Below are 18217 nucleotides of genomic sequence, written 5' to 3' on the forward strand. Positions count from 1 at the left end.
CTTTATCTTATCATTGTGTGTCACTTTGTGTGGTTTTCTATTATATTGGATTCTGTCATTACAGCATCGCATCTTACAGTTTGGGATTTTTCGGGCGATGGGTATCACATTCAGGCAAATGATTGGCATGTTAACATTAGAGCAATTATTAACGTCAGGAGCAGGGATACTTTTTGGTTTAATAACAGGTGCTGTTACTACTTACCTTTTTGTGCCGATGTTTCAAACCGTGTTTAATCCAAGTCAGATTGTTCCTCCTTTTGAAGTCATGATTGAAAGCAGGGATTTAATCCTTTTGGCCATTTTTATTTTATTTATGGTTACTGTTGCTATAGTCGTACTTGCACTTTACTTAAGACAAATGAAGATTCATCAAGCTCTGCGTTTAGGTGATGATTAATCTGGAGGTGTGGAGAGTTGATTCAATGTGAAAACTTAGTCAAAATTTACAAAGCATCTGATCTGGAAGTAGTGGCATTGCAAGGATTAGATTTAAGGATAGAAAAAGGCGAATTTACTGCCATAATCGGAAATTCGGGCAGTGGAAAGTCTACGTTATTGAACATGCTTGGTGGATTAGACCGGCCATCAGCAGGCAGGCTGTTTGTTGATGGGAAAGATATGTTAAAATTCAATGAGAAAGAGTTAATGCCAGGAACCTGATTCCGTATCTAACAGCAGTAGAGAATATAGAAATTCCGATGCTTTTAAATAAACAACTACGAAGGGAAAGAGCATTGGAACTTTTAGATGCGGTAGGTCTGTACCATCGGAGAGATAATCTATTAAACCAGCTGTCGGGCGGGGAACAGCAGCGTGTGGCCATCGGAATTGCGTTAGCCAACCAGCCTAAACTGTTACTGGCAGATGAGCCGACTGGTGCAGTGGATACGAAGACTGCAGACCAAATAATGCAACTGCTTCATCGGCTGAATCGGGAGCTTGAGTTAACAGTAGTAATCGTAACACATGATCAACGCTTAGCGAAAAAAGTTGATCGAGTAATTGCAATAAGAGATGGCAGAACATCATCGGAAATGATCAGAAGAAAGTCCTATGCAGAAGAATTGGCAGAATTAGAAGAAACACTAGTTTTAGAGGAAGCCTCCCATGACGAATATGTGGTAATGGATCAATCTGGCAGAATCCAGATTCCCTCCAACTATTTAGAAGAATTAGAAGTGGCAGGATTAAATAAATTGCAGCTTCAGCTTGATGATAAGAAAATAATAATTCGAGCACCATCTGATGACCATTAGCTAATCTTGAATAGCAGAGAAGGTGTAGCCAAGGAAAGTAACAATAAAAGATATTGCAAAAGAATTAGGGCTGGCAGTGAGTACGGTTTCACGTGCTTTAAACCGGAACTATGGAGTACATCCGAAAACCATACAATTAGTTGCTGACAAGGCGAAGGAGTTAGGATATATACCGAATCTTGGTGCACAACAGATGACTGGGAAGTCTAGTCAATTAATCGGCGTTTTTTTTCCTGAGTTTGATATAGAAGGGGTAAATCCAGACTTCTTTGAACTTTTTCCGTCCATTCAGAAAGTACTCAGAGATAGTGGCAAGGATGTTATCATTTTTTCTGTGAAACTGGCAAACTACCGCAAAAATCTATTAACAGAATGGGTGCGAAAGCGAAATTTAGAAGGTTGTGTTTTCTTGCCTGGTATAACGAAAAATGATTATATTCTGAAGGAAGCCCAGCAATTAAAAATACCTGTCGTCAATTTTGGTCAGGTTGTAGACGAAAAATGCTCCGCAATTGCATCAAACAGTCGTGAAGGTGGCCGCTTAATTGCAGAACTCTTAGTGAGTAACAGGCATACAAACATTGGGTTTATAAACGGACCAGAGCATTTATTTATTTGTAAAGAGCGTTATGCAGGTTTCTGCGAAGTGTTAAGAAAAGAAAATATTACCCATAATAGCTCACAAGTTTATTATGGAGATTTTAATGGAAAAAGCGGAGAAGTGGGGGCAGTACAATTAATTAATGAATTTCCACATATTACTGCAATCGTATGTGCCAATGACTTAATGGCGATGGGGGCAATAACTGCCCTCTCGCAGAAAGGAATAAAAGTCCCTGATGATATCTCTGTAACAGGATTTGATGGCTTATATTATACCGCATATATGAATCCGCCATTAACAACAATTAATCATTCTAGTAAAAAGATAGGTATAAAAGCTGCTGAAATGCTTTTAGAAATGCTGAACAGCAAGAACGGTTATTCTCACACTATTAATCCAGTATTGATTGAAAGACAATCTGTCTTCAAGTTAGAAAGATAACTCTATTTGAATAAGATAAGAGGCTGTGACAAAAGTATTTTGTCTATAAGTTAATCCAAACAATTGAATGTTTGGATTATTTTTTTCTGAAAAAAGGATCTTCATCTGCCACTTACTCTCAGGTACCTGCTTTGAAAGAGAGACTTTCAAGAGGAGTTGATGTCCATACCTAAACTTAAGTGAAATAAGGACGTCTTATCAGGGTAAAATTCGTTCTACTTATTAGTATAGGAAATCCCTAAGCTTTAGAAAATGCGAGACTCCTATGGGAACAGCGCGAGCTGAAAATCCACTTGGTAAAGCGGGTTTCTTTACCAAGTTAGCAGACCGCCGTGCCCATGGTAAAGGAGACACTGCGAAAGCGTAATTTGCTTGAGTAGATGTCGCACTTATGCCCCATGGAAAGCGAGTATTTTCCCCAGCGGTAAACTAGCACTATCTATATTAGTACATTAGTGAGTGAACCACTGGAGTATTTTTTGTTCGTTTTTTGACATCACTGTTTTGTTATGTCCTCGCATCATTTTTAGATAATAGACTGATCAGAACAATCAAAGATTAATAGTATCCAGGATAGTATGGGGATTGCGGAAATAAAAACGGATATAGCAATAATCCGCTTAGTAAACCTAATGGATATCGATATGGATAATAACGGCGGTAGAATCTGCGAGGATATCCGTAACCATAGCCGAATTGCCGTTCCGAATTCTCTACTTCAATATTTTCAGGTATTAGCATTGTAACACCTTCATGATCAACATTTTGAATAATACCTTCTATTTTTTCACCGTTCATTAATTCTCCCACAACATAATAATTCTGATATTGTTCGCACAGCTTTTTCATATCTTCTTTTTGGTAACTGCTTTGCTGGTACATTTCGTAACCCACCTCCGGTTATAGGTTATTCACCCAATACCCAAACTGTTACAGATAATTTAATATTTTTGTTAATAGAATGTAAATTTATTAGTGGTTTTTATAAAAAATGTTTAGATATTGTAAATATTGCCATATAGAACAGAAAGTATGATTTAATGTTAATAGTTTTAGTAAGGAGGTTGTCAAAATGTATCATGTAGAAATGAAAGATCTCGAAAAATCTTATGATAATCAAAAAAATGTATTAAACGGTATAGATTTAGCAATTGAAGATGGCGAATTTTTTGTCCTTGTAGGTCCTTCCGGATCAGGAAAAAGTACTCTGCTAAGAATGATTGCAGGTCTTGAAGAGATAACTGGCGGGATCCTTAAAATAAATGATAAAGTGGTTAACCACTTAAGACCAAAAGACCGGGACTTATCAATGGTATTTCAAAATTATGCCTTATATCCGCACTTAACGGTCGAACAAAATATTTTATTCGGCTTAAATGCGAAGAAAGTAAATAAAAAAGAACAACAGAAGCGTTTAAATGAAACCGCGGAAATGATGGGTCTATCTGAATTATTAAAACGGAAACCAAAGCAGTTATCAGGTGGACAGAGACAACGTGTTGCCTTGGCAAGAGCGGTCGTTAGTCATGCACCTTTATGTTTAATGGATGAGCCTTTATCGAATCTGGATGCAAAGCTTCGTGCCCATATGCGCATGGAGATTAGAAGGTTACAGAAAAAACTTGGATTGACAATGACTATGGGAGACCGGATTATGGTACTGGATGATGGAAAGATCCAGCAAGTGGGTGACCCAATTACTCTATATAATGAACCTGCTAACTTGTTTGTTGCATCTTTTATCGGCTCACCCAGAATTAATTTAGGGCAAGCGGTAATTAAGGATCACCAATTAGTTATTGAAGAGTCAATCCATATACCGATCACAACATCTGATATTGGTAATATAATCCAGAAAAATAATTTGACAATTGGGATTCGTGCCGAGCATATCTTTCATGGCGATGAAGATAGCAAAACACATGAATTAGAAGTAATCAGTGTGGAACATTTAGGGAATGAAACACTGCTGACATTCGAAATAGGAAAAGAACTATGGACAGCGAAATGGTTGGGACAGTGGAGAGTACAAGTTGGTGACAAAGTTCCAGTTAATATTTCTGTTGAGAATATGAGTTTCTATGATACGAAAACAACAGAACTAATCAAACCAGCAACTAGTGTTGTGAAAGAGCAAGAGGTTGTAGCCATATGAGTGATCTGACAGTTCAAATTGATAAGGATTATACAAAAGAATTTGGTAAAGCAAAGAAACTGCAAAGGTTAAAATCTTTTTTCAAAGGTGTCTTGTTCTTATTACCATCCATTATTTTATTTAGTGTTTTCTTATTTTATCCGCTGTTTAAAACACTCTATTTAAGCTTATTCTTGACAGATGCTAGTGGAGCAACAACGGTTTTTGTTGGACTGGACAATTATCAAGCAATCTTTACATCACCATTATTTTTGAAAAGTTTAGAAGTAACCTTTTTATTCGTTCTCTACACAGTACCAGGGACTGTTATAGTAAGTTTATTTTTAGCAGTACTTGCTAATGAAAAGCTGAGAGGAATCGGAATATTCCGCACTCTTTTCTCTTCTACAATGGGGATTTCTGTTGCTGCTGCCTCCGTTTTCTGGATGTTTCTTTTCCATCCGACAATGGGCTGGTTAAATCAATTATTAGAAAATCTGGGGATTGAAGCAATTGGATGGTTAACAGACCCGGACTGGGCATTAATCTCCGTTTCTATTTCGACGATATGGATGAATCTTGGTTTCACGTTCTTAATTTTACTAGGCGGATTACAATCAATCGATTCGTATTTATATGAAAGTGCAGATATAGATGGGGCAAGCTATTTTTATAAATTAAGAAGAATTACCATTCCAATGCTCTCACCAACTTTATTTTTTGTCATTACCGTATCATTCATTAATGCATTTCAAACCTTTGGTCAGGTTGACATGTTAACACGCGGGGGCCCGCAAAATGAGACAAATGTAATTGTGTACTCCATCTATCAAGAAGCATTTAGGAATTATCAGCATGGTGCTGCAAGTGCACAGGCAATTGTATTATTTATTGTTATTCTGTTGCTTACACTCATTCAGTTCAAGCTTGGTGAAAGGAAGGTGCATTATCAATGACATTACCAAAATACCAGAAAGTTATCTTTTACTTATTATTAACTGTATCTGCAGTTGTCATTTTTGCACCAGCCGTTATTGCTTTTTCCATGAGTTTTATGCCAAACCAGGACATTATGTCTGGAAGAATTATTCCGACAACCTTTACTTTAGATAATTATGTAGCTGTATTTGACCGGTTTCCATTGTTTAATTTCTTGTTAAACAGTTTAATCGTCTCAGTTGTCATTATGATTGGTCAGCTTGTTTTATCAAGCTTAGCTGCATATGCTTTTGTTTTCCTGGAGTTTAAAGGAAGAGATATATTGTTTTTCGTTTTTATCGCAACAATGATGGTACCTTTTGAAGCATCCATTATTCCAAACTTTCAAACGATCCGCGATATGGGCTGGATCAATACTTATACAGGGTTGACATTGCCTTTCTTTGCAATGGCATTTGGTACATTTCTGCTTAGGCAAAGCTTTAAACAAATACCGAAAGAATTAAAAGAAGCAAGTGAAATTGCGGGTATAGGAGATCTTAAATTCTATTTGACAGTTGTCTTGCCAATGGCGAAAACGAGCCTTGTCACTTTAGGGGTATATGGCTTTTTGACATCCTGGAATATGTATTTATGGCCATTGCTTGCTACTACAGATGATACAACACGTACAGTACAGATTGGATTGCGCCAATTGCAGTCACAGGAGCAATTAAATGAATGGGGGGTTATTATGGCAGGAGCTATCATTGTAGTCTTACCTACATTAATACTTCTGTTCCTAGGTCAGAAAAAGCTTCAAAAAGGACTTGCAGAAGGTGCACTAAAATAAATTATACATAAGGAAAGAGGAGTGTTTACATTGAAAAAATGGTTGTTAGGACTAATAATTATGATGTTCGCTTTAATTACAGTTGGATGTAGTTCAGATGATGCAGATGCAAGTAATGGAGGAGAAGACGCAGCTGGCAGTGACAGCTCAGCTGAATCCGGAGAAAGTGAAGCTTCTGATGAGAAACAAGTTGTTACATTCTGGCATGCGATGGGTGGAACAGCACAAGAAACATTGGATAAGATTGTTGAGGACTATAACAATTCTCAAGATAAAATTCAAGTAAATGCAGAATATCAAGGTACTTATGATGAAGCATTAACTAAATTCCATACAGTTGCAGGTACAGATAGTGCACCAACAATGATTCAAGTATTTGAAATTGGTACAAAATCAATGATTAACAGTGGACAAATTGAACCAATCCAAAACTATGTAGATAGCGATAATTATGATATGTCAGGCTTAGAAGAAAATATTACGAATTATTATAAAATTGATGATCAATTCTATTCTATGCCTTTTAACTCTTCGACTCCGGTAATGTATTATAACAAAGATGCTTTTGAAGCAGCTGGGTTAGACCCGGAAAATCCTCCGGCAACATATGAAGAAATCGAAGAGGCTGGAAGAGTTATTGCTGAGCACAACCCTGAAATGAAAGGTTTCGCTCTTCAGGCATATGGCTGGTTATTCGAACAGTTATTAGCAAACCAAGGCGCTCATTTAATGAACAATGATAATGGCCGTGCTGATACACCAACTGAAATTGGTTTTACAGATGAACAAGGTAAGTCGATTTTTAACTGGGTAAAAAATATGATGGATGATGGTACTTTTGCTAACTATGGTACGAATGGAGATAATATGGTATCTGGATTCGTAGCTGAAGATGTTGCAATGTTCATGCAGTCATCTGCAAGTGCAAGAGGTGTTATTGACAGTGCACCATTTGAAGTAGGTATCGCATTTATTCCACATCCAGAAAGCACAGAACGTGAAGGTGTAGTTATTGGTGGTGCAAGTTTATGGATGGTTGACGGTAAGGAACAAGCTGAGAAGGATGCAGCATGGGAGTTTATGAAATATCTGCAAACTCCAGAAGTTCAAGCTGAATGGCATGTTGGTACTGGATACTTTGCGATCAATCCAGCTGCATATGAAGAGCAAGTAGTTAAAGATGCGTATGAAACAATGCCGCAACTGCGTGTAACAGTAGATCAGCTGCAATCAACTACTCCGTCTGTTGCAACACAAGGAGCGATCATGGATATGATTCCTGCAGGCCGTAAAATTATAGAAACAGCTTTAGAAACAGTGTACAATGGCGGCGATGTTGATGAAACATATCAAAATGCTGTTGACCAACTAAATCAGGCAATTGAACAAGCAAATGCAGCACGTGGTGAATAAAGTAAGACTTTGATCATTAGGGGGGCTGCCCCCAAATGATCATCAGCGAAACTTATCAGGATGCTAAGCGCTGTGATAAGTAACTATTCTTTTCTCATAAACCAGTGGGGTATCTGCCCTGCTGGTTAGATTTTTCTTTTTATTTTTAAAAAAGGTTATGGGCAGCCAGCAATTGGCACTATAATAGAATAATGAGAGGATGATGAATCATATGACTAAAATCTATGGCCATCGCGGGAGTAAAGGAAATTATCCTGAAAATACACTGCTTAGTTTTCAAGCAGCAATAGACCAGGGTGTTGACGGATTAGAACTTGATATTCATCTAACATCAGACGGTGAAATAGTGGTAATACATGACGAAACCCTAAATAGAACAACAGATGGAAGTGGCAATGTCAAAGATTTAACATTGGATGAGATTAAGCAATACAGTGCAGGAAACAAGTTCAGCCATTTTACACACTATAGTGAAAATTGGGACGAAGAAAGGGTACCAACATTAGAAGAAGTATTAGAACTGCTGGATGGCACAGATATTGAATTGAATATCGAATTAAAAACATATGTATACCCATATGAAGGAATTGAAGAAAAATTATTAACCCTGGTTAAAGAGAAAGGCAATAATCGCAAAATCGTTTATTCTTCCTTTCACTTACCAAGCTTACTCAGATTAAAGCAATTAGAACGATCAGCACATATCGCCTGGTTATTACATAGTCCAATTTCCAATCCTGCAGATTATATGAAGGAACTTGAACTCGAAAGCCTTCATTTAGCAAAAGACTTAGTATTACACGATATGTTTCAGCAATATAAGGATCTGAATAAGAGTGTAAGAGTATGGACAGTAAATGATGAAAATGAACTGAAGGAAATGTTAGATTTAGAAGTAGAATCTATCATTACGGATTATCCTGAAAAAGCAATCAATTTAAGAGTGAAAAATTAAAATACAGGCATTTTTGAATGAAAAAGGACCGAGCAAGTTAAGCCCGGTCCTCCTTAATTTGTATTTTATTTTATTGTTGTGCTTGCCACTGCTCGTTATACTCTTCCATTACCTTTGCACCGCCAGCTTCCTTCCATTTTTCAATCGCTGCATCGAAACCAGCGCTGTCAATTTGTCCTAGGAAATATTGATATGTCGCATCTTCCATTATTTGACTCAACGTTTCCGAAGTATCCGCCCATGTCGGAGAATCCAATGCAGCCGTTGGGTCATGGACTAGGTAATTATTATTATCCTCATATAGTTCTTCTGCTTTGGCACGTGGTTCGTATTCAAAGTGACCTGTATAACGTCCGTTCGATGCAGGTTCACCAATTTCTAACGGTGTATACGGACGAATTTCCCGATCGTAATTTTCTTTATTTTCCTCGATCACTTGTGCCTTCCCATCAATTACTTCATAATGTTCACCCTCAACTCCCCAAATTAATAAGTTTGATCCTTCAGGTGACATTAAATAATCAAAGAAGCCCAAAATACCACGAAGTTCTTCCTCAGATTCGATAGATGCTTTCGGGAAAATCAGCATACTTCCATAACCTGGGATAGATCTTGTTCGATATTCTCCATCAGCACCTTCAATATGATTATGCACATCAAATACAACGTCAGGGTTAATTGCAACAGCATCTTTATGCATTGGTTCCACATCACCCATTGTACCAATATAGACACCTGCAGTACCATTTTTTAATAGTTCCTGCTGATCCGTCTTACTCGTTACAGGGGCATCTTTATTGATATAGCCATTATCAAATAAGCTTTTAAAATAATCCATTGCTTCACGATACTCTGGGAACATAAATTGTGGAAGTAATTCTCCATCTTTTTCTCCCCACATATTAGGTGCACCATGCCATGTTGCAAAATTCTCAAATGTACCGAGTATTTCGCGGTCTGTTAGTCCAATTGTATCGTCCTTGCCATTTCCATCAGGGTCATCTTCTGTAAATGCACGCATCATTTCGTACAGTTCCTCAAGGTTTGTCGGAGTTTCTAACCCCAGGTTGTCAGCCCAGTCTTTACGGTATATTAATCCTTGTCTGGATAATGGACGGCCAGCATAAAGCGTATATATCTTTCCGTCAATAGAGGTGTTTTTCAATATGTCAGGGTTTAGTTTACTTAAATTAGGGAATTCCTCAAGATAGGGACCAATTTCCCAATACTGATCATCACGTACAGCTTCTTTTTGCTGATCTAATGTTACGTCTTTTAGCAGGAATACATCAGGAAGGTTATTTGTAGCAATTGCGGTATTTAAATTTTCTGCATAATTATTATCAGGTACCCAACGGATATCTAATTTTGTGTTTGTTGCTTCTTCAAGCAATTCTTCTAATCGCTTGTCTGGAACTTCTGGTACGTGTAAATTGAACATCATCGTAATTTCTTGTGGTTCTTCATTGGTGGAAGTGCTTTCTGTTTCTGGAGTGGAATTGTTTGATGAGTCATCTTGTGAAGCGCTTTCATTATCACTGCATGCAAAAAGTATGGCTGACAATGTTAACAGGAAAAATAAAATAAAAATATTTTTAAACTTTCTCATATTACCCGCCCCTTTTATCTTATAATAGGTGTAACATTTGATTAAAAGCTTGAAAAAATATTCACCTCCACAAAATGAAAACGTTGTTAAAATGAAGCGCTTTCATGTAAGATTAATAATATTCTACAATGTTTATCAGGAAAAGTAAATACTTATTTTTTGTATATTTTGAGCTGGTGTCTAAACATTGTTTTTGTTGAAAAAATGTGTTGTATGCTATAATTTATGGAATAGCCTTCTTTACATTTATCATAGTGCTAAACATCATGATAAGTTTCGTTAATGGTCAGCGGGGGAAAACTTCCACTGGTCAAAGTCTCATTATGGAATATCCTCATTTTACTCATCTTTTATAATTTCAGAACAACTTTAAAATAAATAACTGAGAGGAAGGTCGTGGATTTGAGCGTTCTTTGGTCAAAATTATCAGAAGTAATTGTATCGGTGCTTCCAATAACAGTAATTGTTGTTATACTGAACTTTACAATCGCATCACTTGATTTATCTCTAATTCTCCGTTTTTTAATTGGAGCTGTTTTTATTATTATTGGTTTATCGATCTTTTTATTAGGAGTGGATATAGGTATTACTCCAATTGGCAGACATATGGGGAAAACGATCGCAAAAACAAATAAACTATATATGGTAATTGTGGCAGGGTTATTCCTTGGCTTTTTCATTTCTATTGCAGAGCCTGACTTACATATTCTCGCAGGGCAAGTCGAACTTGTAACATCAGGAAACATTCCGCAGTTTCTGATTGTTATTGTAGTCTCTATCGGGATAGCCGTTCTGTTAGCGTTAGGGCTGGTAAGAATTGTGTATAACATTCCTTTGTTTAAATTATTGACAATCTTGTATTCTATCGTTTTTATTCTTGCGTTGTTTACTTCACGAGAATTTTTAGCCATATCTTTTGATGCTTCCGGGGCTACTACTGGTGCAATGACCGTACCGTTTATTTTAGCATTATCTGTTGGTATATCTGTACTGAAAAAAGATAGTAAGGCATCAGAAAAGGATAGTTTCGGTTTAGTTGCAATTGCGTCTGTTGGTGCGATCGTAACAGTAATGCTGATGAACATATTCTCCCCGACAGATGAATTACAGGGTGGAATGGAACAAGAACACAATGAATCTGATTCTTTATTCGGTCCTTTTCTATCAGAAGCCGGTCATATTATCCAAGAAGTATTTCTTGCGTTGACACCAATTATTGTAATATTTTTGATTTTTCAAAAAGTTTCTTTTAAACTCTCCAAGTCAAATTTCCGCAAGATTATTACAGGGTTAGTATTCACTTTTATCGGATTGGTGTTATTCTTAATCGGTGTAAATGCTGGATTTATGGAATTGGGAACAGAATTAGGATCAAGCCTTGCAATGTTAGATAATAAAGCATATATTGTGATTGTTGGTCTTATTTTAGGAATTGTAACTATATTAGCTGAGCCCGCCGTCTATGTTCTGACACATCAAATTGAAGATGTAACAAGCGGCTATGTAAAGCGAAGAGTAGTACTAACAACACTTGCTATCGGAGTTGGGATAGCAGTTAGCTTATCTATGTTGAGAATACTCATACCTGAATTGCAGTTATGGCATTATTTATTGCCAGGCTATCTGCTTGCGATTGGCTTAACCTATATTGCACCTAAATTATTTGTAGGTATTGCATTTGACTCAGGCGGTGTTGCTTCTGGACCTATGACTGCGACATTCATTTTAGCTTTTACCCAAGGGGCAGCAGGTACGATGGAAGGTGCAGATGTCATCGTTGACGGGTTTGGTATGATAGCAATGGTGGCTCTAACACCTTTAATTACACTTCAAATTCTTGGACTTATTTTTAAATTTAAGTCGAAAAAGGAGGTCTAACACCATATGCAGCGAAGTAGTGATATACCACATTTTTCGTTAATTTATGTTATTGTAAAGTTCGGATTAGGCAGTAAAGTTCTTAAAGAGGCAAAAAAATGTGGTATATCTGGCGGAACGTTAATGCTGGGAAAAGGTACAGTACACAATAAAATCTTAAATTTACTGGCTATATCTGATGTAAGAAAAGAAGTAGTCTTGATGATTGCTAACAACAAAAAAACTGTGACTGCACTGGAACATTTAAATAAAGTATTTAATTTTTCCAAACCTAATCATGGTATTGCATTTACTACAGCAGTAACAGACCTTATCGGATCAAGAAGCTGTACAATTGATGATCAAATCGAAAGTGAGGAGGGGGAGACATTGTATCAGAATATTATGGTCATTGTTGATAAAGGGAACGCTGAAGAGGTAATGGAAGCTGCAAAAGCTGCTGGATCAAAAGGTGGTACGATCATTAATGCACGTGGATCCGGAATACACGAGACAAGTAAATTATTTTCCATGAATATCGAACCAGAAAAAGAAATTGTTATGATTTTATCAGATGTGAAAGCAACAACAGCAATTGTCGAAAAAATCCGTGAAGATTTAAAAATTGATGAACCAGGTAATGGTATAATCTTTGTACAGGAAGTAAGTAAAACTTATGGTATTTATGAGTGAAATAGGAGGACATGATGGAAGATTTATTGCAACTACATGAAAAAAATATTGTAATTATGGGTGTCGCTAACGAAAGAAGTATTGCATGGGGTGTAGCAGAATCATTAGCAAAAGCTGGTGCTAACCTTATCTTTACTTACCGGAAGGAACGCTCATTGAAAAAATTAACAAAATTATTAGATGAATCAAATGTTGAAGCAAAAGCGGTAATGCAGTGTGATGTAAATAATGATGAAAGTATCCAGGATACATTTGCAGCCATTGGCGAAGAGCATGGTCATATTCATGGAATTGTTCATTCTGTTGCCTTTGCCCATGCAGAAGATTTAAAAGGTGACTTTGTAGATACATCTCGTGACGGCTTTGCATTTGCTCAGGATACAAGCGCCTATTCATTAGTGGCAGTTGCAAAAGCTGCAAAACCATATATGACAGAAGGCGGCACCATTATTGCGATGAGTTATCTTGGGGCAGAACGTGTTGTTCGGGGTTACAATGTGATGGGAGTTGCGAAAGCTTCATTAGAGGCATCTGTAAAATATTTAGCAGCAGATCTAGGCGAGTCGAACATTCGAGTAAATGCCATCTCGGCAGGTGCTATTCGTACATTAGCGGCAAAAGGTGTTCCTTCGTTTAATGAAGTATTATCGAAAATTGAAGAAAATGCCCCATTAAAGCGTAATGTGACGAAAGAGGAAGTTGGAGACATGACGATGGTGATGATGAGTCATTTATCCAGAGGTGTAACAGGCGAAATTATCTATGTCGATTCAGGCTACAATATTTTAGGGATTTAAGTTATAGGGGACGGAAGTATTTATTCGTATTGTAATCCGAACGATTAAAAATTAAATCGTTCGGATTATTTGTCTTCTTAAACGATATTATTTTCTGGATGGATCATTTCCTCTGTATTAATATAATCTGCATTTTGATGAACTGTCTTAGAAAATAATCGATAAACTGCCGGTATTAGGAATAATGTTATAAACGTAGCAAAAAGTAATCCTGAAATGATGGCTGTTGCCATTGGTGCCTGATAATTACTGCCATCACCTCCAATAACAGCTAATGGGAGCATACCCGCGATTGTTGTAAATGTTGTCATGAAAATTGGTCTCATCCTGTTTTTTCCTGCCTCTACTAATGCGATTGAAACAGCCATGCCATCCTGTCTTAACTGTTTCGTTCGATCAATAAATAGAATAGCATTATTCAATACAATCCCGATTAACATAATCACACCCATGCCTGACATTACATTTAATTCCTGCTGAGTCAGAAGAAGGCCTAAAATGACTCCAACGAATGTCATCGGAATAACTGACATTACAATCAATGGATGGAATAAATGGTTGAACTGGACGGCCATTACTAAATATACAAGGAAGATGGCATTCCCTAAAATTAATAACATCTCTTGCATCCATTGTTGCTGCTCATCTAAATCGCCGGCTAATTCAATACTGTATCCATTTGGTGTTTCGATGTTGTTCATCATTTGCTGAACATCCCGATTAATCGATCCAAGGTCACGTCCGCCAGTAGTCGCAGTGATCAGCGCATATCTGCTGCCATCTGTATGACTAATTTGGTTTGGTAATTCCATCTCTGTTAAAGTCATAAAGTCAGATAGTGGCTGGTTTCCATTTTCTGTAGGCATTGTTGTTGTTAGTAATGATTGTTTAGTAGTGACGGGTTTTTTCCAGGCAACAGCTAAAGGAAAAGTAACGGAGTTGATTGTTATCTCCCCGAAAGACGTATCAAGGAAAGTTTGTTCAGTAAATTGTTTTAACTGGAAAGGAGTAATGCCTGCTTCAAGTAAGCTGGACTCATTTATTGTAATCACTTCCTGGGTTGATGTTCTCTCCATTGAATTGGATACATCTAAAACACCGTCTAACATTGTCAATTCTTCCATTAATTCTGCAGCAGTTCCTTCTATCTGCTCAAAGTCTTCACCTTTTACGAGTAATTCAATTGAGGAAGTGCCGCCTGTGGAAGTAGAACCTTGTATATTCGTAATTGGCAAGCTGTTTTTTAATGTGTTTAGTGAGCGTATAATATCCTCATTTACTTCTGCTTGATCTCTTGTAATGCTTTCTCCTTTTGTCATATTAATAATACTGTATATAATACCACTTTCATCAAGAATATAATTATTCTCGATATCTTGTATTGATTTTAATGAGTGATCAACAGCGGCTATTATATTTTCTTTTTCATATTTTGTAAGTCCTGGTTCAAGCTCTATCATTACTTCCGCATAGCGATTGTATACATCTGGCATGATAGTCATGGGGATCTTGGTGATTAATAATAAGGAACAGGCAAAGATTATGGTAAAAGAGGAGATTAATATGATACTGTTTCTTTTTTTGTGGACGATCCATGAAACAATTGTGCTATATATGAAAATAAACTTGTTTTCTCGTTGTTTTTCCTTTGATTTTATTTTTGTGAGTAACTTTTCAGATAATACAGGGATAATGGTGAATGCTACAATAACGGAGCTGATTAATGTAACTGTAACAACCATCGCAATCACGATCATGAAACTACCCATATCTCCACTTAGTAAACTAATGGGAATGAATACGGCAATAGTTGTTAAAACAGAGGCTATAACAGCTGTTGATACTTCCTTTACCCCTTGAAGAATAGCTTCTTTATGAGTGTAGCCTTGCTCTTTCTTGCGGATGATTGATTCGAGAATAACGATTGATGAATCAACCATCATACCTATTCCTAATCCAAGGGCAATTAATGATAAAATATTAAAGCTGTAGTCTAATAACCACATAGATAACAGGGTTAATAAAATCGAGGTGGGGATGGATATTCCAATAATAACTGTCGCACGTAAATTACGTAAAAATATGAGGAGAATAACGATCGATAATAACCCGCCAATAAGAACATTACTCGTCACACCGTTTAAAGCATCTTCCACATAATCAGCTTGAGCAACTACCTCATTTAATTCATAATCATCTAATAACCCTTCGTCTCGCATTTTGTTAATTTCTATTCGGACAGCTTGTGCCATTTCCACTTGTGTTGCTTCAGGCATACGTCCGATTTGGAGGAAAATAAAATCAGTCGAGCCATTTTTCCATACATAGGAGGCTGCTTTCGTTGGTTCTATTGTAACATCAGCTATGTCTTCCAGAGGGATTGTCCCTTCATTAGTAATGATTGTAGTCTGCTTAATATCTTCAATAGTTTTAGACGCAGCAGGCCAATGGAGTATTGATGCACTGCTATCCCCAGTAAACTCTCCAATGGTCGCATCAGAATTCGATTCTTTAATGTTAGTAAGAACTTGCGATAACTCAACACCTGAATTTTGGATTTGATCATTGTCAAAACGGATCATGATCTCTTCTTCAATTGTCCCTTGTAATGCCACATCCCTTACTTCAGGCAACTCTTCTAATCTAGGTTTTAATACATCTTTGGCAAAAGTTGAGGCATTGGCAATATCACTGCCGGACAAATCTAAATAAAACTCATAGCTCGAACTTGTACTATATTGATCAGACAATACATCATCAATATTCGGTTGATTTGCTGTAATGGAATGAACAAGTGATTCTAACTGCGGGTAAAGTTCATCTCCCAAGCCCTCCTCCCATGTAACGTCCATAGTGCTTCGTCCAATAGTAGAAGTTGAAACAATACTCTTGACTCCATCCAATCCTGCTATTGCATTTTCAATAGGCGTAGTGATAGACCTTTCTACTTCTGTCGCTGCTAAGTCACCTGCAATCACATCAACGTAAGCCCCATCCATTTTAATTGGTGGCAATAGTTCCTGGTCCAATTTATCGATTGAAACAACTCCAATGATTAAAACAAGTACAGTTAACAGTCCGATAAAGATTTTTTTCTTCATGATAAACTTCAGCCAACCCATTTTTTAAATCCCCCTTGTAATAACTTGGAAAGGTCAAATTCCTTTCTCCAAATTGATTCTAGCTGGTCAGGAGTTATTTTACATTCACCCCGGGTTGTAACTTTACTAAGGCTGAAGGCTTATTTTACACGTAGAAATTTTTGCATGGACGTTTTGGCCGGCGCAGTAGAAATATTGTATTCCCAAGTATAAGAAAAACTGAAATATCAAAAGATAATTTCAGCTTCTCATTTTTCGAAATAAACGACCAGATTTATTTTTGGATAGTACTTTAAGGAAATAGATTAATATTATCAACTCTATTAAAAAACCAATGGATTGAGCAAATGCACCTATCGCACCACCGCCTCCAGGAAACAGAAAGATGAAGAAAAGTAATGCTATAACAGTTGCAATTACATTTCCTATCTGAGAAAAAGACATGACTTTCGTTTGCCCTCTTAGCATAAGAATACCATTGGAGAAATCAATCCATGGAAAACAAAGTGTGAACAGAATAAAAAATCGTAAGGCGAGAATGCTCTGGTCGAGTAATTCACCTGAAACTCCGATAATGTTTTCAAGTCCCCATGTTCCAATAGGTGTATAGCCTAATAGTAATAACAGAATACTAGGAATAACACTGACCATTATCGTGAATCGCAGAACAGTCTGTTTATCCTTTTTATAAAAATTAATCACAATTTGATGAATATAAGAAGTTACACTGTTTAATAAGTGTACAACAGATACTGCAACAGCATATGAAGCAATCGCCACCTCAGCCTTTGTGCTCCAGCCTAAGACTGCATTGATTGTTGGTGTAATACTGATAGCGATTAGTGAAGCAATCATTAAAGGGTTATAAAAACGAAAAATTTGAGATTGCCTTGTAACAGAATGTTCTTCAAGGTGCTTTGGTATTTTCCTTGCAATAACCCGGCCTTCCAGGCTGCTTACTAATGCTTCTACAGCCATCCCTGATAAAAATATAATTGCCCCTACATAGCCATGGTTTACCCAATTATTTGCAAGCACAACCCATGAAATAAGTGCCATCACTATTAAGCGAATAACCATCCCGATAGTTAACCATTTTGTTTTCATATTAGAAATGATGATACCTTGGTACAAACAGCGGATACCAGAAAATAGTGTTACAAACATCAAGACACGATAAGCGTCAATGGTTGGCTGTAATGTCTGATCACTTACACCTAATAAATAGGAAAGAACCATACTCCTATTGGTGAATACGCTATCAACAAACTTAAAACAAAAATGATCGATAAAACATAAAAAGTTGCAGTGCGCATTAGTTTGAAAGAAACTTGATCCCTCACCAAAGTGGAACATGTTTGGCGTAATATTACTGCACATCTTTCAAATATTGCGAATAAACTCATTGCAATCGAATAACTGGCAATAACAATCGCAGGATCAGGTGCTCTTGCTAACGTGCTGTTAATAATTACATGAGAAATCGTTACTAGACTTGCAGAAAGACCAAGTGGAATAAAAAATAATAATAATATGCGAAAGCTGATATTTGTTGTTGACTGTGTTGACTCATCACCCATAAG

Annotated in this window: 15 protein-coding genes and 1 pseudogene; 11 read left to right on the plus strand and 5 right to left on the minus strand. The window is 36.9% G+C overall.

Translation table 11 applies throughout. From position 1 onward, the window contains the following. The 3 genes and pseudogenes from F9U64_RS14875 to F9U64_RS14885 all read left to right on the plus strand — a co-directional run. On the plus strand, positions 1-400 hold a 400-nt coding region (locus F9U64_RS14875; protein ID WP_153405475.1), incomplete at its 5' end, for an FtsX-like permease family protein. Between the two features lie 17 nt (positions 401-417). After that, a pseudogene (locus F9U64_RS14880) lies at positions 418-1259 on the plus strand (ABC transporter ATP-binding protein). A gap of 52 nt (positions 1260-1311) precedes the next feature. Next, positions 1312-2304 (plus strand): LacI family DNA-binding transcriptional regulator, encoded by a 993-nt coding sequence (locus F9U64_RS14885; protein WP_228275748.1) that lies wholly within the window; start codon positions 1312-1314, stop codon positions 2302-2304. 558 nt (positions 2305-2862) lie between these two features. Here F9U64_RS14885 and F9U64_RS14890 read toward each other — a convergent pair. After that, entirely contained in the window at positions 2863-3186 is a 324-nt protein-coding gene (locus F9U64_RS14890) for a hypothetical protein (RefSeq protein ID WP_153405282.1), read from the minus strand. A 190-nt stretch (positions 3187-3376) separates the two neighbouring features. On the opposite strand from F9U64_RS14890, the gene F9U64_RS14895 reads away from it, so the two are divergent. The 5 genes from F9U64_RS14895 (at position 3377) to F9U64_RS14915 (ending at position 8577) form a co-directional block, all read left to right on the plus strand. Beyond that, positions 3377-4459, plus strand: coding sequence for an ABC transporter ATP-binding protein (locus F9U64_RS14895; protein WP_153405284.1), 1083 nt, complete (start codon positions 3377-3379; stop codon positions 4457-4459). Then, the gene (locus tag F9U64_RS14900; protein WP_153405287.1) at positions 4456-5394 is read left to right on the plus strand and encodes a carbohydrate ABC transporter permease; all 939 of its coding nucleotides are present in this window, start codon (positions 4456-4458) and stop codon (positions 5392-5394) included. Before F9U64_RS14895 ends, F9U64_RS14900 begins: the two co-directional genes overlap by 4 nt. Further along, positions 5391-6209: a carbohydrate ABC transporter permease gene (locus tag F9U64_RS14905; protein WP_153405290.1), complete on the plus strand. Its 819-nt coding sequence runs from the start codon at positions 5391-5393 to the stop codon at positions 6207-6209. The genes F9U64_RS14900 and F9U64_RS14905 overlap by 4 nt, the downstream gene beginning before the upstream one ends. 30 nt (positions 6210-6239) lie before the next feature. Continuing rightward, positions 6240-7622, plus strand: a complete 1383-nt coding sequence (locus tag F9U64_RS14910; protein ID WP_228275739.1) for an ABC transporter substrate-binding protein — start codon at positions 6240-6242, stop codon at positions 7620-7622. A gap of 211 nt (positions 7623-7833) precedes the next feature. Further along, entirely contained in the window at positions 7834-8577 is a 744-nt protein-coding gene (locus tag F9U64_RS14915; RefSeq protein WP_228275740.1) for a glycerophosphodiester phosphodiesterase, read from the plus strand. 70 nt (positions 8578-8647) lie between these two features. Here the strand turns inward: F9U64_RS14915 and F9U64_RS14920 are convergent, their stop codons facing one another. Further along, positions 8648-10186: an extracellular solute-binding protein gene (locus F9U64_RS14920; RefSeq protein WP_153405296.1), complete on the minus strand. Its 1539-nt coding sequence runs from the start codon at positions 10184-10186 to the stop codon at positions 8648-8650. A gap of 402 nt (positions 10187-10588) precedes the next feature. On the opposite strand from F9U64_RS14920, the gene F9U64_RS14925 reads away from it, so the two are divergent. Genes F9U64_RS14925 through fabI form a run of 3 tightly spaced genes read left to right on the plus strand, consistent with a single transcriptional unit; the run spans position 10589 to position 13533 of the window. Continuing rightward, positions 10589-12064 (plus strand): DUF1538 domain-containing protein, encoded by a 1476-nt coding sequence (locus F9U64_RS14925; RefSeq protein WP_153405298.1) that lies wholly within the window; start codon positions 10589-10591, stop codon positions 12062-12064. 6 nt (positions 12065-12070) lie between these two features. Continuing rightward, positions 12071-12736 (plus strand): P-II family nitrogen regulator, encoded by a 666-nt coding sequence (locus F9U64_RS14930; RefSeq protein ID WP_153405301.1) that lies wholly within the window; start codon positions 12071-12073, stop codon positions 12734-12736. 14 nt (positions 12737-12750) lie between these two features. Beyond that, positions 12751-13533 carry an enoyl-ACP reductase FabI gene (fabI, locus tag F9U64_RS14935; protein WP_153405304.1) on the plus strand — a complete coding sequence of 261 codons (783 nt, stop codon included), beginning with the start codon at positions 12751-12753 and terminating at the stop codon, positions 13531-13533. 77 nt (positions 13534-13610) lie between these two features. Here fabI and F9U64_RS14940 read toward each other — a convergent pair whose 3' ends face one another. The 3 genes from F9U64_RS14940 to F9U64_RS23085 all read right to left on the minus strand — a co-directional run bounded on the left by F9U64_RS14940 (position 13611) and on the right by F9U64_RS23085 (position 18214). Next, positions 13611-16655, minus strand: coding sequence for an efflux RND transporter permease subunit (locus F9U64_RS14940; protein ID WP_153405306.1), 3045 nt, complete (start codon positions 16653-16655; stop codon positions 13611-13613). 219 nt (positions 16656-16874) lie between these two features. Next, entirely contained in the window at positions 16875-17873 is a 999-nt protein-coding gene (locus F9U64_RS14945; RefSeq protein ID WP_228275742.1) for a multi antimicrobial extrusion protein MatE, read from the minus strand. Beyond that, positions 17852-18214: a hypothetical protein gene (locus F9U64_RS23085; RefSeq protein WP_228275743.1), complete on the minus strand. Its 363-nt coding sequence runs from the start codon at positions 18212-18214 to the stop codon at positions 17852-17854. The genes F9U64_RS14945 and F9U64_RS23085 overlap by 22 nt, the downstream gene beginning before the upstream one ends. Between the last annotated feature and the right edge of the window lie 3 nt (positions 18215-18217).

It is taken from the genome of Gracilibacillus oryzae (genome assembly GCF_009498735.1).
Taxonomy (GTDB): Bacteria; Bacillota; Bacilli; order Bacillales; family Amphibacillaceae; genus Gracilibacillus; species Gracilibacillus oryzae.

What these genes read in the sequence shown, in the direction of transcription:
- F9U64_RS14890 (WP_153405282.1), bottom strand. Translation starts at nt 3,186, where the DNA reads ATGTACCAGCAAAGCAGTTACCAAAAAGAAGATATGAAAAAGCTGTGC.
- F9U64_RS14895 (WP_153405284.1), top strand. Translation starts at nt 3,377, where the DNA reads ATGTATCATGTAGAAATGAAAGATCTCGAAAAATCTTATGATAATCAA.
- F9U64_RS14900 (WP_153405287.1), top strand. Translation starts at nt 4,456, where the DNA reads ATGAGTGATCTGACAGTTCAAATTGATAAGGATTATACAAAAGAATTT.
- F9U64_RS14905 (WP_153405290.1), top strand. Translation starts at nt 5,391, where the DNA reads ATGACATTACCAAAATACCAGAAAGTTATCTTTTACTTATTATTAACT.
- F9U64_RS14915 (WP_228275740.1), top strand. Translation starts at nt 7,834, where the DNA reads ATGACTAAAATCTATGGCCATCGCGGGAGTAAAGGAAATTATCCTGAA.
- F9U64_RS14920 (WP_153405296.1), bottom strand. Translation starts at nt 10,186, where the DNA reads ATGAGAAAGTTTAAAAATATTTTTATTTTATTTTTCCTGTTAACATTG.
- F9U64_RS14930 (WP_153405301.1), top strand. Translation starts at nt 12,071, where the DNA reads ATGCAGCGAAGTAGTGATATACCACATTTTTCGTTAATTTATGTTATT.
- fabI (WP_153405304.1), top strand. Translation starts at nt 12,751, where the DNA reads ATGGAAGATTTATTGCAACTACATGAAAAAAATATTGTAATTATGGGT.
- F9U64_RS14940 (WP_153405306.1), bottom strand. Translation starts at nt 16,655, where the DNA reads ATGGGTTGGCTGAAGTTTATCATGAAGAAAAAAATCTTTATCGGACTG.
- F9U64_RS14945 (WP_228275742.1), bottom strand. Translation starts at nt 17,873, where the DNA reads ATGGTTCTTTCCTATTTATTAGGTGTAAGTGATCAGACATTACAGCCA.
- F9U64_RS23085 (WP_228275743.1), bottom strand. Translation starts at nt 18,214, where the DNA reads ATGGGTGATGAGTCAACACAGTCAACAACAAATATCAGCTTTCGCATA.